This window comes from Bradyrhizobium sp. CIR18 (assembly GCF_014198295.1).
Taxonomy (GTDB): Bacteria; Pseudomonadota; Alphaproteobacteria; order Rhizobiales; family Xanthobacteraceae; genus Bradyrhizobium.
Map to the genome: position 1 here is coordinate 147,491 of NZ_JACIHF010000016.1, position 20,778 is coordinate 168,268.

Sequence of the window (20,778 nt, forward strand, 5' to 3'; positions counted from 1 at the left end):
GGCCGCTTCTTCAGCGGCCCTCGAAGGGCGACGGCCCGGCTCGCAGCTGGGCCGTACATCCTTCGAGGCTCACCTAGCGGCGCGCCTGCGCCGCTAGGATCGCACCTCAGGATGACGGGACTTGCAACCAGACTTGGTGTCTCGACTCACCTCCTCGGCTCCTTTGGCCCACTCCCTCGGAGAGAAATGGTGACCGCGGCGCAAAAGTCCGGCTAGACTGAACCCAACCTGAGCAAATTCCGGGAGGCGAATTAAGTGAAGACCGCGATCACCGAGCTGTTCGGCATCGAGCACCCCATCATCCAGGGCGGCATGCATTTCGTCGGCTTTGCCGAACTGGCCGCTGCCGTCTCCAATGCCGGCGGGCTCGGCATCATCACCGGCCTGACGCAGAAGACGCCGGAATTGCTCGCCAAGGAGATCGCGCGCTGCCGCGACATGACCGACAAGCCGTTCGGCGTGAACCTCACCTTCCTGCCGACCTTCGCGGCGCCGCCCTATCCGGAATACATCGCGGCCATTGTCGAGGGCGGCATCAAGGCGGTGGAGACGGCGGGCCGCAGCCCCGAACAATACATGCCGGCGCTGAAGGCGGCGGGCATCAAGGTCATCCACAAATGCACCTCGGTGCGTCACTCACTCAAGGCCGAGCGGATCGGCTGCGACGCTGTCAGCGTCGACGGCTTCGAGTGCGGCGGTCATCCCGGCGAGGATGACATTCCCAACATGATCCTGCTGCCGCGCGCGGCGGAGGAATTGAAGATCCCGTTCGTCGCCTCCGGCGGCATGGCCGACGGGCGCAGCCTCGTCGCGGCATTGTCGCTGGGTGCCGCCGGCATGAACATGGGCACGCGCTTCATCGCCACCAAGGAAGCGCCCGTGCATCAGAACGTGAAGAATGCGCTGGTCGCGGCGACCGAGTTCGACACCCGCCTGATCATGCGGAGCCTGCGCAACACCGAACGCGTGCTGAGGAACGCCAATGTCGATCGCCTCATCGAGATCGAGCGCGAGAAGGGCGACAAGCTGAAGATCGATGACATCCACGACCAGGTCGCGGGCGTCTATCCCAGGATCATGCTGGAGGGACAGATGGACGCCGGCGCCTGGAGCTGCGGCATGGTCGCAGGGTTGATCCATGACATCCCCTCCTGCAAGGAACTCGTCGATCGCATCATGAGCGAGGCGGAACAGATCATCCGCAGCCGCCTGATGGGGTTCCTGGATGGGACGGGGCGACGCGAAAGGTCGCCTGACACCGCCAAACTTCTTAACCACGGCGGCAAATGGACGCTGGAATCGCGCGCGAGGCCTCCTAAATAAGGATAAAATACCTTCAAAATCAATTTCAGGAGGCGTCCGTGGTCCTGAAAAGCGTTTCTTTTGCAGTTGCCGTTGCCCTCGTGATCGCATGGGGTGGCTTCGCGCGCGCTGACGACTACAAGCCTGATGAATATCTCGGTCTCGACCTTTCGAAGGCCGTTCTGTCGCCGAAACGGCTCGGGCCCGAGACCCAATTCGCGCCGGTTGCACTCGAGGCGAAGGGTGGCAACGAGGCGCAGGCCCGCGCCGAGCCGGTCGACGTGCCGAAGAAGGTTGCCGCTGAGCGCGTCCGTGTAGCCGAGCCGAAGGTCGCGCATGGCAAGCCCGCGCAGCCGCGCGGCGTAGCCCGCGCCAAGCTCGCGCACCGCCGCGGCAATCCGCTGGATGCACAGGCGAGAGATACCCGCATCCAGACCTGGCCCTGCCGTTCCGGCGGCATCTGCAACTGGCAGCGCTAGAGGCTTCGTGTCTCTACGCCTCTCCCCGCCTGCGGGGCTATCTCGCCCCGTCATCCGCGCGTCGCAAAACCGTAGGCGCGGAGTCAAGAAACCGTAAGGGTAGGAGTCAAGGAGCGCAGGCACCTTCCGTCGCGATTCGACGAAGGTTTCCTGAATGGCAACGCTCCGCGCTTCGCGCGCATGGACCCGGCGGCAATTCCTGGTCCGCTCGACCTCCAGCCTCGCCGTCGCCTCGCTCGGCACGCTCGCAATGCCGCACCTCAGCCGCGCCGCCGACCGGCCGCAGATCGCGGGCGGTATTCAGTCCGGCGATGTCTCTGGCGACTCCGCCGTGATCTGGGCGCGCGCCGACCGGCCCGCGCGGATGCAGGTGGAATGCTCGACCGTCGAGAGCTTCAAGACCATTATTGCGTCAGCTTCGCGCGACGCTCTGCTTGATGCGGATTTCACCGCAAAGCTGCTGCTGAACGATCTGCCGCCCGGCCAGGATATCTTCTACCGCGTGCGCTTCGACGACGTCGCGACCGGCATTGCCGGCGAAAGCCGCGTCGGCCATTTCCGCACCGCGCCGTCCGCTGCCCGCTCGATCTCGTTCCTGTGGTCCGGGGATGTCGCGGGACAGGGCTGGGGCATCGACATTTCGCGCGGCGGCTATCGCAGCTATCGCACCATGCTCGACAACCGCCCGGATTTCTTCATCCACTCCGGCGATCACATCTACGCCGACTGCACGGTTCCTTCCGAGCAGAAGCTGCCGAACGGCGAGATCTGGCGCAACCTCGTGACCGAGGAAAAGTCCGAGGTCGCGCACACGCTGGCGCAGTTTCGCGGCAATTACAAATACAACCATCTCGACGAGAACTTTCGCGCCTTCCACGCCGAGGTGCCGATGTTCGCGCAGTGGGACGACCACGAGGTCACCAACGACTGGTCGCCGACCGGCAGCCACGACGAGGCGGGCTATGAGGACGACGGCACCCCGCGCCTGATTGCGCGCGCCCGCCGCGCCTTCTTCGACTTCATGCCGATCCGCGATATCGGCGCGCACCAAGGCCGGGTCTATCGCAAGATCGCCTACGGCCCGCTGCTCGACGTCTTCATGATCGACATGCGCAGCTATCGCGACGACAGCTGGAACAAGGGCGGCGATCACCGCGGTTGGATCTTGGGTGCCGAGCAGCTCACCTGGCTCAAGCGTGAGCTTGCGGCCTCGCGCGCAACCTGGAAGGTGATTGCGGCTGATCTTCCGATCGGCCTGATCAGTCTCGACGCCGTCGCGCTCGGCGATGGTCCGCCCGACCGGCGCGAGCACGAGATCGCCGACCTTCTGGCCTCCATCAAGCGCGCCGGCGTGCGCAATATCGTCTGGCTCACCGCCGATATGCACTACACCGCCGCGCATTATTACGATCCCGGCAAGGCGCAGTTTCAAGACTTCGAGCCATTCTGGGAGTTCGTTTCCGGCCCGCTACACGCCGGCACCTGGGGCCCGGGTGAGCTCGACGACACCTTTGGTCCGGTCGCGATGTACCAGAACGGCTGCAGTGCGGCGCAGGGCGAGAATTTGGCGCCGTGCTTCGGACTGCAATTCTTCGGCCGCGTCGACATCGACGGCGCCAGCGGCGTGATGACCGTGACCTTGAAGGACGTCGACAATCGCGACCTCTGGTCGGTCGACATCGTGCCGCAACCGCAGATCCGCCCGGCCGTGGTGGCGCAGCATTCGTGAGGGGCGATACTCTGTGCGCGGATCCGGCCATGACGAAGGATAGGCATGGCGCGCCGCTAACCCGATCTTGATTGGCCGCGCTGCCCATGCCGGGCTATGCTGCTCGCTCCCGCCATCTCTTTTCCATCACCGAAGAGTCCGCCCACGCGGCAACGCCGCGTGCTTCCAGCGGGTTGAACGACGTCAGGAGCCTGTTCATGGACAATCTGAAGACCCAGGGCATCAGCGTGCCCAAGCTCGGCCTCGGCACCTTCCGCCTGCAGGGCGATGCCTGCCGCGCCGCGGTCGAGAGCGCGCTGTCGATCGGCTATCGCCACATCGACACCGCCGAGATGTACGCCAACGAAGAACCCATCGGCGCTGCCCTTGCCGCGGCTCGCCTTCCGCGCGGCGAGCTGCACGTCACGACCAAGGTCTGGCATGAGAACCTCAGCCCCGACGCGATCCGGCGGGCCTTCGATGCCAGCCTGAACAAGCTCAGGCTCGATCATGTCGATCTCTATCTCGTGCACTGGCCGTCGAAGGCTGCGAACTGGGGTGCGGTGTTCGAGACACTGATGAAGCTGAAGCAGGAGGGGCGCACGCGGGCGATTGGCGTTGCCAATTTTACCACGGCACTGCTCAAGACCGTGGTCGAGGACATCAGGGCGCCGATCGCCTGCAACCAGATCGAATATCACGCCATGCTCGATCAATCGAAGGTGCTGGCCTATCTCGCCGCGAAGTCGATCCCGCTGGTGGCCTATTGCCCGCTCGCGCAAGGCCGCATCGCTTCGGAGCCGGTGCTGGCGGAGATCGGCGCCAGGCACAACGCGACCGCCGCGCAGGTGGCGCTGAAATGGCTGCTCGACCAGGACGGCGTCGCCGCGATTCCGAAGGCCTCGCGCCGGGAGAGCCAGCTGGCCAATCTCGATGCGCTGAAGATCACGCTCGACGATGCCGACCGCAACAAGATCGCGGCGCTGCCGAAGGACCGCCGCTGCGTCAATCCGGGCTTTGCGCCGGCTTGGGATTAGCTTCGTTTCAGGAATCGTAGGGTGGGCAAAAGGCGCACTTGCGCCGTGCCCACCACCTCTCAATCACTATGGAAGCGGTGGGCACGCTTCGCTTTGCCCACCCTACAAGACTGACGACACGCAAAAGAAATGGCCCCCGTGAGGGGCCATTTCCATATGCGCACTGCATTAGTCCCAGTGATGGTGACGATGGCGGCGCTTGATCACCACGACCTTGTCGCGATGGTGGCCGCGATGCCAGCCGTAGTCGCGATGGCCGCGGAATTCGGCGCGAGCGCCGTACGGCCCGTGATGATGGTGGTGGTAGCCGCCGCGCTTGATCACCACCGTCTCCGCGCTCGCCAGCGTCGGCGCCGCGATCACGAGCGCACCCAGGGCCGCAACCACATAACCAAGCTTCTTCATGATGTCCTCCTCCAATCGAATGCAAATCTAAACCGCGCATTCGCGCGAACGTTCCGGAGGAAACGCGGGAGAATTCTGAACAGCTGTTCAGGTGACTAATCGCAGCGTTGCTGCGCCGGCGTTGGCGCGCCTGTCGTGACGTACTTGCCGTCCCTGATCGTGTACTCGCCCCGCTCGCTGCGATTGTAGATCGCGCGCAGGCTGCCGTCCTTCGCCAGCAGCAGCCCGAACTCACGCGCCTGGTGCAGCGAGGGGAAGTAGACCATCACATTGAGCAGGCCCTCGGCGCCGACCGTGGCCGACACCACCTCGTTCTCGTCATTGGCCTTGCCGAAATTGCGCCGGTACATCACCCGGCCGTCCTTCCGGATTTCGTAAGTCAGGAGCGCGCCCTTGTCACGGTCGGGCCGGACGGCGCAATCGACCGCCCACGAGCCGAGCAGGCCCCATTGCTCGACCGTCGCGGTCAACGTCTCGGCACCTGCCGTGGAGGTGATTGCCGCCCACAGCATCGCAGCCGCGATCCAGCGGCTCAAACAACGCGTCATGTCCTGAAGAAACCCCCGCCTCGAAGAATTCCAAGTGTAGCATCCCGCCCGCTTCCGTCCATGGCTGCGGCCGATCGCTCGCGAATTTGATCCGCGTCAATGAGGCCGGTCTTTTCCGGAGTAGGATGGCGTTTCCCGAAGGCGAACCTGGATAGACCAATGCTGAATCAAGTCATGGATTTTGCGGGCGAAGTGCTGCCGGGGAGCTGTGCCGTGCCGCCCTATTCCGAGACCGCGTTTCTGACCGAGCTGGGCGATCGCTTGAGGTCCTCGCGCATGCGCTGCGACCTGTCGCGCCGCGAGCTGGCCCGCCGTTCCGGGATTTCCGAGCGCTATATCGCCCAGATCGAAGCCGGCAAGGGCAACGTCTCGATCGTCCTCTTGCTGCGGCTGGCCTCCGCGATCCACGGCAGCCAGCCACAGGCGGCCTGACGCTTCGAGGTGACCGCCATGGGGCAACTCGTACTCGCGGCCAAGGTCACCCACGTTCCATCGCTGATGCTGTCGGAGCTATCAGGCAGCCCGTTACGCGACGCGCGCAAAGCCGCCGTCGATTCGCTGCGCGAGCTCGGCCGGCGGGCGAAAGAGCGCGGCGTCACCTGCTTCGTGGTGTTCGACACCCACTGGCTCTCCAATTTCGGCTACCACATCAATGCCAATGCGCGGCATTGCGGCTCGTTCACGAGCCACGAGGCGCCGCATATGATCCAGGATCTGCGCTACGATTTGCCGGGTGACACGCGCCTGGCCGAAGCCATCGCCGACAGGGCCGGGGACGCCGGCCTGAACGTGATCGCCCATCAGGTGGCCAGCCTCGGGCTCGAATACGGCACCGTCGTGCCGATGCACTACCTGAACCGGGACGGCTTCGCGAAGGTCGTCTCGGTCGCCTCGCCGCTCTTCACCTCATTCGAGGAGAGCCGGATCCTCGGTGAAGCGACCCGCCGTGCGATCGATGAATCCGGTGAACGGGTCGCCATCCTCGCCAGCGGTTCGCTCTCGCACCGGCTCTGGCCGAACAAGAAGCTGGGCCCCGAAGCCTGGACCTCGGTCGCCAGCGAGTTCAACCGTCAGGTCGATTTGCGCGTGCTCGAGCTGTGGCAGAGCCGCCGCTACCGCGAATTCCTCGACATGCTTCCGGATTACGCCACCAAGTGCAACGGCGAAGGCGGCATGGCCGACACGATCATGCTGTTCGCCGCGCTCGGCTGGTACGACTATCGCGGCGCCGCCGAGCAGCTCTGCGACTATTTTCCGTCCTCCGGGAGCGGCCAGGTCAACGTGGAGTTTCACGTCGAGGCGTGAGGCCGCGGCTTCAAGCCCGCTTCTCCACATTGGCACTCCGGGCCGGCACGCCGAATTCCTTGCGGCAGACTTCGGCCAGCACGGCGACGCCCTCGCGGATTTGCTGATGCGTCGGACTTGCAAAGCACAGTCTCAGCCGTGAGGCGGAATGGCCCTTGCTAGTCGACCATTCCGGTCCCGGATTGATCGAGACGCCTGCGGCGAGCGCGGCCTGATAGAGTTTCAGCGTATCGACCTGATCGGGCAGCTTGACCCAGAGGAAGATGCCGCCCTTGGGCTCCTCGAACTCGGCGGCTGTCCCGAACTGTTCGTTCAGCGCCTCCATCAGCGTGTCGAGCTTGGTGCGCAACGCCTTGGTCAGGGCCGGCACATGGCTCGCGAAATGCGGCTTGCAATAGGCGGCGAGCACCATCTGCTCCAGCGCGCCGGAGCCGGCATCGGTCTTCAGCGCCAGCATCCGCGACATCACCGCCCAGGGCGCCACGATGAAGCCGACGCGCAGCGCCGGCGCGATCGATTTGGAGAACGAGCCGATATGGATCACGCCGCCGTTTGGGCTCATCGCATGGATCGCCGGCGGCCGCTGCCCCGACCAGACGAGGTCGGCATAGCAATCGTCTTCGAAGATCGGCACGCCATACTCGGTCGCGAGCCGTACCAGCTCAGTGCGGCGGCTCTCGGGCATGATGCTGCCGGTCGGATTCTGCACCGTCGGAATGGTGTAGATGTATTTCGGCCGGATGCCGCGGCTCTTCAGGTCAGCCAGTGTCGCGGCCAGCACGTCCATGCGCATGCCGTCCTTGTCGAGGGGGACGCCGACCACATTGACGCCGAGCCGCGCCAGGCGGGTCAGCGAGCCCTGATAGCTGTCCTGCTCGAAGATCACGGTGTCGCCGCGGGTCAGCAGCGTCGCGTTGACGAGGTCGAGCGCTTGCAGCGAGCCGGAGACGATCAGGAGATCGTCGACGGTGCAGTTGATGCCGGCATCGCGCTTGAGTTTGGTCACCAGGAATTCGCGCAGGGGAAGGTAGCCCTGCGGCCCATGCGCCAGCCCGTAGGTCGCGAGCGACCGGCCTTCGCGCTGTAACGCTGAGGTGGTCGCCTCGATCAGGCCGTCGAGCGGCAGTTGCTCGGAATCGTTGTTGCCGCCGACGAAACTGTATTTGGCAAGGCCCGTCCAGCGCGCAGAAGGGGCCGGCAGCCCTGCCGGAAACAGGGGTGCGAAATCGAAGCTGGACGTCATGGGGGTGTTCCTCGTTTTGTTCTTGTTGAGCCAGCCGGTGTTGCGCCGGCCAGCCTTACTTCTTGCCAGCCGTCCGGGTCGGACGGACTCACTTCTTTGTGGCCGTCCTGGTCGGACGGCCCTGGCTGATGAAAGCGTAATGCGCATTGGCGACGCCGCCAACCATCAGCGCCTCGACGACGGGCTCGGCGATCTCGCCCGTCGCAGCCCAGTCGACCAGGAAATTGGCCCCGGTCCCGCCACGCACGTCGTCGGTCGGAATGAAGATCGAGACGGTGGCAAGTGGCCTCAAGGCCACGGGCGCCTTCAGATAACTCTCGACCTGCTTGCCTGCGGTGTCGAAATAGGCGATGCGTTTGATCACCAGTGCTTGCGTCTCGGAGGCGTTGTGAACACTCAAGGTCACCGAGAAGTCGACGCGCAGCTTGCCCTGGCTCATTGCGACGCTGGAATAGGCAGGCACGTAGAATCCACCGGAGATTGCGAGTTCCTCCTTCGGCAGCGCGGCGAGGGAATCGGCAAAGTTCTGTTCAATATTGACCTTGGATTGTGCGGCCGCGGGCACGGCAAAGGCGAAGGGGCATAGCAGCATTGCTGCGAACAATCCTTTTCCCATGTGACGAATTGCTCGCTTGCCGCGCTGCAACCCGTCTCTAGGGTGCGGCAAAACGGACCAATTTGGCATGCACGAGCTCATTCGCGACATCACTCTCTGTATTCTGTTTGCCTGGATGCTGGGCCTTCTCGCCCATTTCTCCCGGCAGCCGCTCATTCTGGCCTATCTTATCGCCGGCTTTTGCATAGGTCCATTCGGCGCCGGCTGGGTCCATTCGCAGGAATCGATCGGCGTCATCTCCGAGCTCGGCCTGATCTTCATGCTGTTCATGATCGGGTTGGAGATCGACCTGAAGAAGATCGTGCGGGCGGGAAGGGTGATCCTGTTCGCGGCGGGTGGCCAGCTGCTCGGCGGCTGCCTGCTCGGGGTCCTGTTCTTCGTCGGCATCGGCCTGTCGCTCGGCGGCGGGCACTTCGATGCGGTCTATCTCTGCGTCGCCTGCGCGCTGTCGAGCACCGTCATCATCGTCAAGGTGCTCTACGAGAAGCGCGAGCTCGACACGCTGCCAGGGCGCATCACGCTCGGCGTGCTGGTGCTGCAGGACATCTTCGCCATCCTGTTCCTGGCGGTGCAGCCCAGCCTTGCCAATCTGCAAGCCAGCGTCATCCTGCTCTCGATCGGCCGTGTCGCGGTGCTGGTCGCCGCAGCTCTGCTGGTCAGCCGCTACGTGCTGCCGCGGCTGTTCCACCAGATCGCCCGGCGGCCCGAGCTGATCCTGCTCGGCGCACTGGCCTGGTGCTTTCTCGTCGCCGAGACCGCCGAGCGGCTGTCGCTGTCGCGCGAGATGGGCGCCCTGATCGCCGGCGTCTCGCTCTCGACCTTTCCCTACGCGCTCGACGTCACCGCCAAGGTCACCACGCTGCGCGACTTCTTCATCACGCTGTTCTTCGTCGCGCTTGGCATGACCATTCCCGTGCCCGGTCTCTCCGTGATCGGGCTGGCGCTGATGATCGCGGCTTTCACGGTGGTGAGCCGCCTCGTCACCACCTTCACGCCGCTCTATCTGATGAAGCAGGGCTTGCGCGCCAGCCTGTTGCCGGCGCTAAACCTCGCGCAGATATCCGAGTTCTCGCTGGTGGTGATCCAGACCGGCGTTGCCGATCACCATATCGCAGCGCAGACGGCGAATGCCGCCTCCTTTGCCTTCGTGGTGCTCGCGGTGCTCTCGACCTTCGCGATGAGCCGCAGCGACGAGATCACCCGCTGGGCCATCGGCCCCCTGAAGCGGATCGGCCTGCGCGATCTCGACCACGGCAACGGCCATGCCGAGGAGGGGCACGAGGGCGGCCATGGCGAGGCCCGCCGTATCGTCATCCTCGGCTTTTTCCGTGCGGCGAGCGCGCTGCTGGCCGAGATCGAACGGCAGGCGCCGGTGCTGCTCGAGCAGATCACCGTGGTCGATTTCAACCCCAATGTGTACCAGACGTTGCTGTCGCGCGGCCTGCACGTGATCTATGGCGACATCAGCAGCGCGGATACGCTGCTCCATGCCGGCGTCGGCAAGTCCGAGATGATCATCCTCAGCGTGCCGGATTCGCTGCTGAAGGGTGCCAGCAACGAGAAGCTGGTCCGCCACGTCCGCGCGCTCAATCCGACCGCCCTGATCGTGGCCACGGCCGATCTCCTGTCGGACGTGGAGGAGCTCTATGCGGCCGGCGCCAGCTACGTCACCGTGACCCGCCTCAGCGACGCTCATGAGCTGTTTACCGTGATCGAGGCCGCGCAGGCCGGCCTGCTGACCGACAAGCGCGCCGAGCTCGACCAGCGGCTCGGCGAGCGCCGCGAAGTGCTGCCCTGACGGGGCCGACCGCCTTCCACCTTGGCATTCCGCGCCTATATCCCTGGTATCTTCGGTGCAAGCCTGCCCACCTTGGCAGGCCTGCCGTCAGGCATATGCGGTTGCGTCCAGGACACTAGCGCCCCGGCCCAAGTCCGGCTAAGCCTCCCGCCCACAACCGATAGAGATTGGGACATGCCCGATAGCGTCCAGGAAGTCTTGCAGGCCTTTGCCCGGGGTGAGCTCGTGGTCGTCACCGACGACGAGGACCGTGAGGGCGAGGGCGATCTGATCGTCGCCGCCTCGCTCTGCACCGCCGAGAAGATGGCGTTCATCATCCGCCATACGTCAGGCATCGTCTGCGCGCCGGTGACCACCGAGGACGCGCGCCGCCTGCGGCTCGATCCGATGGTGGCCCACAACGATTCCGCGCACACCACCGCCTTCACGGTGTCGATCGACTACAAGCCCGATGGCGGCACCGGCATCTCCGCCGAGGAGCGCGCCTCCTGCTGCCGCGCGCTGTCCAATCCCAATGTCGGCGCCAATGATTTCGCCCGGCCCGGCCACATCTTCCCGCTGATCGCCAAGGATGGCGGCGTGCTGCTGCGCTCGGGCCATACCGAGGCCGCCGTCGATCTGTGCAAGCTCTCCGGCCTGCCGCCGGTCGGCGTCATCAGCGAATTGATGAACGACGACGGCAGCGTGATGAAGGGCGAGCAGGTCGCGCAGTTCGCGGCCAGGCACAAGCTCAAGCACGTCACCATCGCCGACATGATCGCCTACCGCCAGGCGCGCGAGAAGCTGATCGAGCGGGTCTCGACCTTCGTCACCGAAAGCCCGATCGGACCCTTGCAAGGCTATGCCTATCGTTCGCCGTTCGATTCCATCGCCCACGTCGCGTTCGTCTACAATGGCGTCGGTGACGGCAAGAACGTGTTGACGCGCTTCCACAAGCCGAACATCGTCAAGGACACCTTCACCGGCCACAAGCGCATGGCGGCCGTGCTCGAGCATTTCAAGAAATCAGGCCGCGGCGTCCTGGTTTACTTGCGCGACGGCGCGGCCGGTGTCCCCGTGTCCCCGTTGCCCGATGAGAGCGCGACCGAGGCCGACCGCAACCGCCAGTGGCGCGAGGTCGGCGTCGGTGCGCAGATCCTGCGCGATCTCGGCGTCACCTCGATCCGGCATCTCACCTCCTCGGTGCACGACTACAAGGGCCTGTCCGGCTTCGGCATCGAGATCGTTGCCAACGAGCAGCTCGAAACCTGACAACGGCATTTCCGGTTCGTCGGTGTTGCGCCCCGGAACGACCGAAACCAGGATGCAATTGCACTTGTTGCCGCGGCGCTTTACTTTGTCGGGCAAATTTTGACGGAACCAGACGAAAGGACGTTTCATGAGCGTGCGCCCTCAGGCCAAGGACAAGCCGGCTGCGGCTTCTTTCCAGTGGGACGATCCGTTCCTGCTCGACGAGCAGCTGACCGAAGACGAGCGCATGGTGCGCGACACCGCCCGCGCCTACGCCCAGGACAAGCTGCTGCCGCGCGTCTCCAAGGCCTATCTCGAAGAGAAGACCGACCGCGAGATCTTCAACGAGATGGGCGAGCTCGGCCTGATCGGCATCACGCTGCCGGAGGAATATGGCTGCGCCAACGCGAGCTACGTCGCCTATGGCCTCGTCGCGCGGGAGATCGAGCGGGTCGATTCCGGCTATCGCTCGATGAACTCGGTGCAGTCCTCGCTGGTGATGTACCCGATCTACGCCTATGGCGACGAGAACCAGCGCAAGAAGTACCTGCCGAAGCTCGCCAGCGGCGAGTGGGTCGGCTGCTTCGGCCTGACCGAGCCCGATGCCGGCTCCGATCCGGCCGGTATGAAGACCCGCGCCGAGAAGGTCGCGGACGGCTATCGCCTCACCGGCAGCAAGATGTGGATATCGAACGCGCCGATCGCCGACGTGTTCGTGGTCTGGGCCAAGTCGGCCGCGCATGACAACCAGATCCGCGGCTTCGTGCTGGAAAAGGGCATGAAGGGCCTGTCCGCACCGAAGATTGGCGGCAAGCTCTCGCTTCGCGCCTCCATCACCGGTGAGGTCGTGATGGACGGCGTTGTGGTTCCGGAAGATGCGCTGCTGCCCAACGTCTCCGGTCTCAAGGGTCCGTTCGGCTGCCTCAACCGTGCCCGCTACGGCATCTCCTGGGGCGCGCTCGGCGCCGCCGAGGACTGCATGCACCGCGCGCGCCAGTACACGCTCGACCGCAAGCAGTTCGGCAAGCCGCTTGCCGCGACCCAGCTCGTGCAGAAAAAGCTCGCCGACATGGAGACCGAGATCGCGCTCGGCCTTCAGGGCTCGCTTCGCGTCGGCCGCCTGATGGACGAGGGCAAGTTCGCGCCCGAGATGATCTCGATCATGAAGCGCAACAATTGCGGCAAGGCCCTCGACATCGCCCGTGTCGCGCGCGACATGCACGGCGGCAACGGCATCTCGATCGAGTACCATGTGATGCGCCACGTCCATAACCTCGAGACGGTCAACACCTATGAGGGGACGCATGACGTCCACGCGCTGATCCTGGGGCGCGCCATCACGGGCATTCAGGCGTTTTTCTGAGCGGCTACGCGGTGAACGCGTGAGGCACGAGAACTCTCCAACTGCGTCATGGCCGGGCTTGTCCCGGCCATCCACGTCTTAAGCCACGCGAAGAACGTGGATGCCCGGCACAAGGCCGGGCATGACGAAGTCAGCAAGGAATGAGCAAGCCATGTCCGACAATGACGACGTCCCGTTCAACCGCAACTTTCCGCTGAAGCCGGGCGTCGTCGAGGAAGTCCGGCCCGGCGTGCGCCGCGTGCTCTGCAACAATCCGAGCCCGTTCACCTTCACCGGCACGGTCAGCTATATCGTTGGCAAGGGCAATGTCGCGATCATCGATCCCGGTCCGGACGATGCGGCGCATGCGGCTGCGCTGCTCGATGCCGTGCGCGGCGAGACGGTGAGCCATATCTTCGTCACCCACACCCATCGCGACCATTCGCCGAACACCGCGCGGATCAAGCAGGCGACCGGCGCGCCGGTTTATGCCGAGGGCCCGCACCGGGCCTCGCGCCCGCGTTTCGAGAGCGAGAAGCACAATCCGGAATCCGGCTCCGATCGCGACTTCGTACCCGACATCCGGATCGCGCATGGCGATGTCGTCGAGGGCGACGGCTGGCGGCTCGAGGCCGTTGCGACGCCGGGCCACACCGCCAATCATCTGGCATTCGCCTGGCCGGAGCGAAAGTTCAACTTCGTTGGCGATCACGTGATGGGCTGGTCCACCTCGATCGTGGCGCCGCCCGACGGCTCGATGATCGACTACATGGACTCGCTCGACCGGCTCGCCGCACGCGAGGAGGATCTCTATTTCTCCGGCCACGGCCCCGAGATCCCCGACGGCCAGCGCTTCGTGCGCTTCCTGATCCGGCACCGCAAGGCGCGCGAGGCCTCGATCCTGCACCGCCTCGCCAAGGGCGAGACCGACATCCCGACCATGGTCCGCGCGATCTATATCGGTATCGATCCCAGGCTGACGACGGCCGCCGGCTATTCCGTGCTGGCGCACCTGGAAGACTTGGTCGCCCGCGGGGTGGTGGCGACCGACGGCGATCCCGTGATCGGCGGGACGTATCGGATGGCGTAGGGGCGAATAGCGAGTGGGGAGTAGCGTTCCATTCGCAATTCGCTACTCGCCATTCGCCAGTTTCATTTCTTCACCGTCTTTGCCGGCGCCTTCGGCGGCGCCACCGGGGTCTTCTTCACCGGCTTGAGCGCGTCGGCATCGGCGGCGGTGTTGAGATCGTCGATGAATTTCTTGACGCGCGCGGCATTGCTGCCGAGATCGCTGTCGAAATTGCGCGAGGCCGAGCGGATGTCGACGCGGGAATCATCGCCGTCCGGCACGAACCTTATCGAAATGTCCTCGCGAAACCCCATGATCGGCGTGCGCGCCACCGCCTCGATGCGGCCGATGCGGCGCGGCGGCTGCGGTGCGCGCTCGTCGATGATGATCCATTTGCGCTTGTTGACGAGCTGGAGCGCGATCGCATAGGCGCGGTCGACGGAGATCTCGAGCTCGACGGGCTCGATATCAGGGTAGAAGTGGCGCTGCTGCTCCGCCGAATAGAGGCCGGCATAGACGGCGGTGTTGGTGCCCTCGCCGGTGCGCAGGCGCGCCAGCGCGTCGAAACGCGGCGGATCGATCGGGTCGGTGGTGATGTCGTAGATCGCCGGCAGCTTGCGATATTGCAGGGCCAGATAGGCGGGATAGGCGAGGATCGCCCCGTCGATCAGCAAAGCGAGCAGGATGCGCGCCATGCCACGCGAGCCGTTCTGCCAGATCGCGGCAAAGCCGGCGAGCCCGAACAGGATCGACAGGCCTGATATCGCGAGCCCGCCGAAGAAGGTCGCAAGGGCCGGCTTCGGCTCCAGGAAATCGAAGCGGACGATGATGATCGAGACCACCACCGCCACCACCGCGAACACGGCCAGATTGCGCGCCCAGCTCGCGAGGCTGGACACGGGCTCCGACTGATAGGGAGCGGAAAACCTGCGGGCCATCGAGTGAGCTCTGCCGGGGTTGGCGATGCCGGCCAGTTCGGCGCGACGATGGGCCGTTGAGACCACGGCGCGGGGGCAAATTCAAGGGAGACCGGGCTGTTATGACCGGTCATTCCGGGGCGGCTCAAAGAGCCGAACCCGGAATCTCGAGATTCCGGGTTCGATACTTCGCATCGCCCCGGAATGACGTTGCTTGCTTTGCCGCTACGCCGCCGCGTTCGGGAAGCGATAATCCCTAAACTGGTCGCGCAGCGCCGTCTTCAGGATCTTGCCGGTGGCCGTATGCGGAATGCCCTCGACGAAGGCGACGTCGTCGGGCATCCACCATTTGGCGATCTTGCCGTCCATGTATTTGAGGATGTCCTCGCGGGTGGCCTGCTGGCCCTGCTTGAGCTGCACGATCAGGAGCGGCCGCTCGTCCCATTTGGGGTGGAACACGCCGATCACGGCGGCTTCCGCCACGGCCGGATGGCCGACCGCGAGGTTTTCGAGGTCGATCGAGGAGATCCACTCGCCGCCGGACTTGATCACGTCCTTGGAGCGGTCGGTGATCCGCATGTAGCCGTCCTCGTCGATGGTCGAGACGTCGCCGGTGTCGAAGAAGCCGTCCTCGTCGAGGATGTCGGTGTCGACGCGGTAATAGGCCTTGGCGACGGCGGGGCCGGAGACCTTGAGGCGGCCGAAGGTCTTGCCGTCCCAGGGCAGCTCCTTGCCGGCATCGTCGGTGATCTTCATCTCGACCGCGAAGGGCGCGTAGCCCTGCATCTGCAGCACGTCGAGCCGCGCATCGCCGGTGGCGTTCTGGAACGGCGGCTTCAGCGCCGCGACGCTGCCGATCGGGCTCATCTCGGTCATGCCCCAGGCGTGACGCACGTTCGAGCCCATGTCGAGGAAGGCCTTGATCATCGAGCGCGGCATCGCCGAGCCGCCGCAGATCACCATCTTGAGGTCCGGCAGCTTGAGATTATTGGCGGTCATGTGCTGGAGCAGCATCAGCCACACCGTGGGCACGCCGGCGGTGTGCGTCACCTTCTCGGTCGAGAGCAGCTCGTAGACCGAGGCGCCGTCGAGCTTGGCGCCGGGCATGACCAGCTTGGTGCCCTGCGAGGGCGCGGAGAAGGCGATGCCCCAGCTGTTGGCATGGAACAGCGGAACCACCGGCAGCATCGTCTCGGACGCACTGGTGCCGAGCGCGTCGACATTGTTGGCCATTAGCGCGTGCAGCACGTTGGAGCGATGCGAATACAGCACACCCTTCGGGTCACCGGTCGTGCCCGACGTGTAGCACATCGCGGCTGCCGTGTTCTCGTCAAAGTCCTTCCATTTGAATTTGCCGTCGGCCTCCGCAATCCAGTCCTCGTAGGCGACCACATTCTTCAGCGTCGTCTGCGGCATGTGCGCCTTGTCGGTGAGCACGACGTAGCGTTCCACGCTGGTCAGCTTGTCGGCGATCTTCTCCAGGACCGGAACGAAGGTGATGTCGGTCATCACGATGCGGTCCTGCGCATGGTTGATGATCCAGGCAATCTGCTCGGGGAAAAGGCGGGGATTGACGGTATGGCAGATGGCGCCGATCCCCATGATGCCGTACCACACCTCGAGATGGCGCCAGGTGTTCCAGGCGATCGTCGCGACACGGTCGCCGAGCTTGATGCCGTCGCGCTCCAGCATCTGCGAGACCTTGAGCGCGCGCTTGTGGATCTCGGCGTAATTGGTGCGATGAATCGGTCCCTCGACCGAGCGGGTAACCACCTCCTGCTTGCCATGAATTTTGGCGGCATGTTCGATGATCCGGTGGCAGAGCAGGGGCCAATCTTGCATCAAACCAAGCATTCCGACGTTCCTCCGAGAAGTCGCTGGGCGCGTTGTCGCTCTCAGCGTTGGGCCAAAGAATTGTCATGAGTTTTAGCCTGCCGGACTTTCGCCGCAAATGGTCTTGTCGCGGCTATATGTCCGCTGGCGCGGCAATGGTTACCGCTGCGCTCGGGCTGTCGCTCGTCCTCGCCGAGAGGGCAGAGGCGCGAAAATACACATCCCCACTGGATATCTTCGGTATCGCCGCACCACGGCCGCGCCCCGCGGTTCATTCCGCCAGGATCCCGCTGCCGAGACCGCGCCCCGAGGAGGCGCCCAAGGCATCGGACAAGGCATCGGACAAGGCATCGGACGAGGCTCCGCCGGACGCGGACGGCAAGCCTTCGGCGGACAAGCCCGGCGCCGACAAGCCCGCCGAGGCTGCGGCACCAGCCCAGAAGCCGGTCTCGGCCTGTCGTCTTGCGCTGACCGAGGAAATCGCGATCGCGCCCTCGATTCCGGATATCCGCGGCCCCGGCGCCTGTGGCGGCGAGGATCTGGTGCGGCTGGAAGCCGTCGTTCTGCCGGACAAGCGCAAGGTGACGGTCAAGCCGGCGGCGATCCTTCGCTGCACCATGGCGTCGGCGATCGCCGATTGGCTGCGCAAGGACATGGCGCCGCTGGCCATCAGCCTTGGCTCGACCATTGGCGAACTCGACAATTTCGACAGCTTCGAGTGCCGCGGCCGCAACCGCGTCGTCGGCGCGCTGCTGTCGGAGCACGGCAAGGCCAACGCCCTCGACGTCCGGGCCATCAAGCTGGCCAATGGGCAGTCGATCGGCCTCACCGACCGCAGCATGTCGCGCGAGGTGCGCGAGCGCGTGCTGCATTCGGTCTGCGCACGCTTTTCCACCGTGCTCGGCCCGGGCTCAGACTGGTACCACGAGGACCATATCCATCTCGACCTGGCGCAGCGGCGCAACGACTACCGGATCTGCCAGTGGAACGTCTGGGATCCCCTGCCGCAGGTCGCCCCGCTGCTGCCGGCGGAACGCCCCGAGGAGGCGCCACCGCGCGAGGTCGCGGCCAAGCCCGAGACCAAGCCCGAGGCCAAGCCCGAAGAAAAGGAAGGAGCTGACGACGAGGCGGTGGAGAAGTCTCCGGCGCCTGCGAAAAAGCCGGCGGCCGATGCCAGCAAGTCCCAGCCGCGCAAGCCGGCAACAAAAAAGCGCCGGTGAAACCGGCGCTTTTGGATCTCAGGGATCAGCAGGCGATCAGTAGCTGCCCGCCTGGCCGGTCTGGCTGCCACCGAGCGCCAGCCGCGAATTGTAGGGCGAATCGCCGTGCTTCGGCTCGAGCACCACGACGAGGGTGCCGAGCTTGACGCGATCATAGAGATCGATCGCATCCTCGTTGGTCAGGCGGATGCAGCCAGACGAGATCGAGGCGCCGATATATTCCGGCTGGTTGGTGCCGTGGATGCGGAACAACGTGTCTTTCCCGCCGGAATAGAGGTAAATCGCGCGAGAGCCCATCGGATTGTCCGGGCCGGGTGCGACATAGGTCGGCACGCCCAGGCGCGAAATTTCGCCGGGGGTGGGGTGCCAGGCTGGCCACTCGGTCTTGCTGCCCACCTTGGCGATGCCCGACCAAGCCATGGCCTCTTCGCCAACGGTGATGCCGTAACGGATCGCCTTGCCGCCATCCAGCACGTAATAGAGATAGTGATTGTCGGAATCGACCACGATCGAGCCCGGCGATTCCTTGCGGTGGTATTGGACGATGGCGCGGCGGAACGGCTCGGCAACCGGGGTGTTCTCGTACCGAACTTTGGCGAGCAGTTCCTTGTCCTTCGGCTTGAAGGCTTTGGTGTCGGTCGCCTCGAAATGCGTGGCCTGCATGCAGCCCGACAGCATCAGGCCGGCGGCCAGAATTCCCAACTTAACTTTCAGCGACGACATGATTTGGTTCCAATCAAAACAATACCGTGCGGAAGGCCTGAGCTTACTGCCCAAGTTCCTCGACTCCGTTAATCCCATTATCGTTGAAATCTGCCACAATTCCAGCACTGAAGGCCTTATCCCGCGCTGCGAGACCCAAGCTGTGGCTTTTCTGCCGCAAGTTTTGCGGCCCCGTGAAGATTTTTGGGCCAAAGGGAGCCGGACTGTCGATTCCGTGCCACAGTTGAGCCATGGCCGCGCCACAAATGCAAACGCTCCATTAATGTGGTTGTCATCGTGAACTTGTCAGAATCGCGCTAAGGGCTGTCATTCTGCCGCAGGTTCTCTGGAGTCGTGCATGTTTTCGGTGTTTGTTCCCTCCGAGTCTGTCCTGAAGAAGGTTGTCATCGAAGATCTTGCCGCGGTGCCCGAAAGCGCGGTCTGGATCGACCTCGTCAACCCCACCGCGGCCGAGGACAAGGCAGTGGAGCGGCTCGCCGGCATCGCCATCCCGACCCGGGAAGACATGCAGGAGATCGAGATCTCCAGCCGTCTCTATATCGAGAACGGCGCGCGCTACATGACCGCGACGCTGATGTGCCACTCCGATACCGACATGCCCCGGACCACGGCGGTGACCTTCATCCTCGGCGACCACCGCCTGGTGACGGTGCGCTACGACCTGCCGAAGCCGTTCGCCCTGGTCGAGGCCAAGCTTGCCCGCTCCTGCACGCCCTCCATTACCGGCGAGATGGTGCTGATGGAGCTGCTGGACGCCGTGATCGACCGCTGCGCCGACATCCTGGAGCGCTGCGGCGCCGAGATCGACCAGGTCAGCCACGACATCTTCGAGCCCGAGAGCGAGCGCCACGGGCAGGCAAAGAGATATTCCCAGATCCTGATCTCGATCGGCCGCAAAGGCGATCTGACCTCGAAGGTTCGCGAGAGCCTGGTGTCGATCGGCCGTGTCGTGACGTTCCTGTCCGCGGTGGTCGAGGGCGTGAAATGGTCGAAGGACATGCGCGAGCAGCTCAAGACCATGCAGCGCGACGTTTCCTCGCTGACCGACCACGCCTCCTATCTCTCCAGCAAGATCACCTTCGTGCTCGACGCCATGCTCGGCGTCGTCAATCTCGAGCAGAACAACATCATCAAGCTGTTCTCGGTGATGGCCGTCGTGCTGATGCCGCCGACGCTGATCGCCTCGATCTACGGCATGAACTTCAAGATGATGCCGGAACTCGAATGGGCGCACGGCTATCCGATGGCGCTGGTGATGATGCTGATCGCCGCGATCGTCCCGTATTGGATCTTCAAGTGGAAGAAGTGGCTCTGATCCCGTCGCGCTCGGAAAATAGCTACCGAGACCTTACGCCGGTCGCACAGACACGGTGAATCGTGTCGCAGAATAGATCGGGATTGAGGCCGCGCCGTGATGTGTGCGTCGTGCCGCAATTCCTCCGGTAAAATTTGAGCGGTGGGCTGAACGTTTGCGCGAAACTTGTCTGCGATAAGCAGTGCGTAGCCGCGAGGAACAACCATGGTTGAAAAACACATAACGTCGCCCCGCAACGTCATCGACCTGGCGAACTATCGTCAGGTCTTGGCGAGCGGCAAGGCGTCGTCGATGTCGGCACGCATGTGCCGGCACTGTGGTGCTCCGCTGCTCGACGGTGAGAACGACGACGACTGCTCGACCGCATTCAGCACGGCCGCTCCACGGCCGCGCGACAGGTCACGTCGGATTCGAATCGATTGAGGAACGGAAGGCGAGGGCGATCCAGGTCTTGCGGCGGCGTTGTCTGGATCGCCTTGCTTCCCTTCTGTTCAGGACAATCGGCTGTGACGTCCGATTGGCGGGTGCGTTAGAGACCGGCTGAACCCCCATCCAGCCAAAACGGGGCCTGTGTCGCGCTCTGTCAATCCGCCTCGCTAAAAATATTCCACTTTACCGAAATTCGGTTTCGGCGTATGTGTCGCGCATCCCGGCTCACCCAAGAGGGGCGACTATGTGGTCGTCACTG

Annotated in this window: 20 protein-coding genes; 13 read left to right on the forward strand and 7 right to left on the reverse strand. The window is 64.3% G+C overall.

The window, feature by feature from the left end:
- The first annotated feature begins 255 nt into the window (after positions 1-255).
- The 4 genes from GGD65_RS33870 to GGD65_RS33885 all read left to right on the forward strand — a co-directional run bounded on the left by GGD65_RS33870 (position 256) and on the right by GGD65_RS33885 (position 4,526).
- Positions 256-1,323: a nitronate monooxygenase family protein gene (locus tag GGD65_RS33870; protein WP_312017762.1), complete on the forward strand. Its 1,068-nt coding sequence runs from the start codon at positions 256-258 to the stop codon at positions 1,321-1,323.
- A 38-nt stretch (positions 1,324-1,361) separates the two neighbouring features.
- Positions 1,362-1,781, forward strand: a complete 420-nt coding sequence (locus GGD65_RS33875) for a hypothetical protein (protein WP_183238067.1) — start codon at positions 1,362-1,364, stop codon at positions 1,779-1,781.
- A gap of 154 nt (positions 1,782-1,935) precedes the next feature.
- Complete coding sequence (locus tag GGD65_RS33880; protein ID WP_183238068.1) at positions 1,936-3,510, forward strand: alkaline phosphatase; 1,575 nt, start codon at positions 1,936-1,938, stop codon at positions 3,508-3,510.
- A 197-nt stretch (positions 3,511-3,707) separates the two neighbouring features.
- Positions 3,708-4,526: an aldo/keto reductase gene (locus GGD65_RS33885; protein ID WP_183238069.1), complete on the forward strand. Its 819-nt coding sequence runs from the start codon at positions 3,708-3,710 to the stop codon at positions 4,524-4,526.
- A 168-nt stretch (positions 4,527-4,694) separates the two neighbouring features.
- Here the strand turns inward: GGD65_RS33885 and GGD65_RS33890 are convergent, their stop codons facing one another.
- Entirely contained in the window at positions 4,695-4,931 is a 237-nt protein-coding gene (locus GGD65_RS33890; protein ID WP_183238070.1) for a hypothetical protein, read from the reverse strand.
- Positions 4,932-5,026: 95 nt separating this feature from the next.
- Positions 5,027-5,479, reverse strand: a complete 453-nt coding sequence (locus tag GGD65_RS33895) for a hypothetical protein (protein ID WP_183238071.1) — start codon at positions 5,477-5,479, stop codon at positions 5,027-5,029.
- 159 nt (positions 5,480-5,638) lie between these two features.
- Here GGD65_RS33895 and GGD65_RS33900 point away from each other — a divergent pair, with 159 nt between their 5' ends.
- Both GGD65_RS33900 and hpaD read left to right on the forward strand, forming a co-directional pair.
- The gene (locus GGD65_RS33900; RefSeq protein WP_026202606.1) at positions 5,639-5,911 is read left to right on the forward strand and encodes a helix-turn-helix domain-containing protein; all 273 of its coding nucleotides are present in this window, start codon (positions 5,639-5,641) and stop codon (positions 5,909-5,911) included.
- Positions 5,912-5,929: 18 nt separating this feature from the next.
- Entirely contained in the window at positions 5,930-6,784 is an 855-nt protein-coding gene (gene hpaD, locus GGD65_RS33905; RefSeq protein WP_183238072.1) for a 3,4-dihydroxyphenylacetate 2,3-dioxygenase, read from the forward strand.
- Between the two features lie 10 nt (positions 6,785-6,794).
- On the opposite strand, the gene GGD65_RS33910 is transcribed toward hpaD, so the two are convergent.
- Positions 6,795-8,027 carry a PLP-dependent aminotransferase family protein gene (locus GGD65_RS33910; protein ID WP_183238073.1) on the reverse strand — a complete coding sequence of 411 codons (1,233 nt, stop codon included), beginning with the start codon at positions 8,025-8,027 and terminating at the stop codon, positions 6,795-6,797.
- Positions 8,028-8,115: 88 nt separating this feature from the next.
- Positions 8,116-8,643, reverse strand: coding sequence for a DUF3124 domain-containing protein (locus GGD65_RS33915; protein WP_409362777.1), 528 nt, complete (start codon positions 8,641-8,643; stop codon positions 8,116-8,118).
- Positions 8,644-8,710: 67 nt separating this feature from the next.
- Here GGD65_RS33915 and GGD65_RS33920 point away from each other — a divergent pair, with 67 nt between their 5' ends.
- The 4 genes from GGD65_RS33920 to GGD65_RS33935 all read left to right on the forward strand — a co-directional run bounded on the left by GGD65_RS33920 (position 8,711) and on the right by GGD65_RS33935 (position 14,103).
- Complete coding sequence (locus tag GGD65_RS33920) at positions 8,711-10,441, forward strand: cation:proton antiporter (RefSeq protein ID WP_183238075.1); 1,731 nt, start codon at positions 8,711-8,713, stop codon at positions 10,439-10,441.
- A 174-nt stretch (positions 10,442-10,615) separates the two neighbouring features.
- Positions 10,616-11,692 carry a 3,4-dihydroxy-2-butanone-4-phosphate synthase gene (ribB, locus tag GGD65_RS33925; protein WP_018321713.1) on the forward strand — a complete coding sequence of 359 codons (1,077 nt, stop codon included), beginning with the start codon at positions 10,616-10,618 and terminating at the stop codon, positions 11,690-11,692.
- Positions 11,693-11,819: 127 nt separating this feature from the next.
- Positions 11,820-13,034, forward strand: coding sequence for an acyl-CoA dehydrogenase (locus GGD65_RS33930; protein WP_018321712.1), 1,215 nt, complete (start codon positions 11,820-11,822; stop codon positions 13,032-13,034).
- Positions 13,035-13,185: 151 nt separating this feature from the next.
- Positions 13,186-14,103 (forward strand): MBL fold metallo-hydrolase, encoded by a 918-nt coding sequence (locus GGD65_RS33935; RefSeq protein ID WP_092263357.1) that lies wholly within the window; start codon positions 13,186-13,188, stop codon positions 14,101-14,103.
- A gap of 62 nt (positions 14,104-14,165) precedes the next feature.
- Here the strand turns inward: GGD65_RS33935 and GGD65_RS33940 are convergent, their stop codons facing one another.
- Positions 14,166-15,020: a DUF1499 domain-containing protein gene (locus GGD65_RS33940; RefSeq protein ID WP_018321710.1), complete on the reverse strand. Its 855-nt coding sequence runs from the start codon at positions 15,018-15,020 to the stop codon at positions 14,166-14,168.
- 204 nt (positions 15,021-15,224) lie between these two features.
- A complete protein-coding gene (locus GGD65_RS33945; protein ID WP_018321709.1) occupies positions 15,225-16,853 on the reverse strand; it encodes a fatty-acid--CoA ligase in 1,629 nt (542 codons plus the stop codon).
- Positions 16,854-16,918: 65 nt separating this feature from the next.
- Between GGD65_RS33945 and GGD65_RS33950 the strand changes: the two genes are divergently transcribed.
- Positions 16,919-18,052 carry an extensin family protein gene (locus GGD65_RS33950; protein ID WP_183238076.1) on the forward strand — a complete coding sequence of 378 codons (1,134 nt, stop codon included), beginning with the start codon at positions 16,919-16,921 and terminating at the stop codon, positions 18,050-18,052.
- Positions 18,053-18,088: 36 nt separating this feature from the next.
- Here GGD65_RS33950 and GGD65_RS33955 read toward each other — a convergent pair whose 3' ends face one another.
- Positions 18,089-18,775: a L,D-transpeptidase gene (locus tag GGD65_RS33955; protein ID WP_018321707.1), complete on the reverse strand. Its 687-nt coding sequence runs from the start codon at positions 18,773-18,775 to the stop codon at positions 18,089-18,091.
- Between the two features lie 337 nt (positions 18,776-19,112).
- On the opposite strand from GGD65_RS33955, the gene GGD65_RS33960 reads away from it, so the two are divergent.
- Entirely contained in the window at positions 19,113-20,090 is a 978-nt protein-coding gene (locus GGD65_RS33960; RefSeq protein WP_183238077.1) for a magnesium transporter CorA family protein, read from the forward strand.
- Between the two features lie 204 nt (positions 20,091-20,294).
- Entirely contained in the window at positions 20,295-20,513 is a 219-nt protein-coding gene (locus GGD65_RS33965; RefSeq protein WP_038972668.1) for a hypothetical protein, read from the forward strand.
- Positions 20,514-20,778 lie beyond the last annotated feature (265 nt).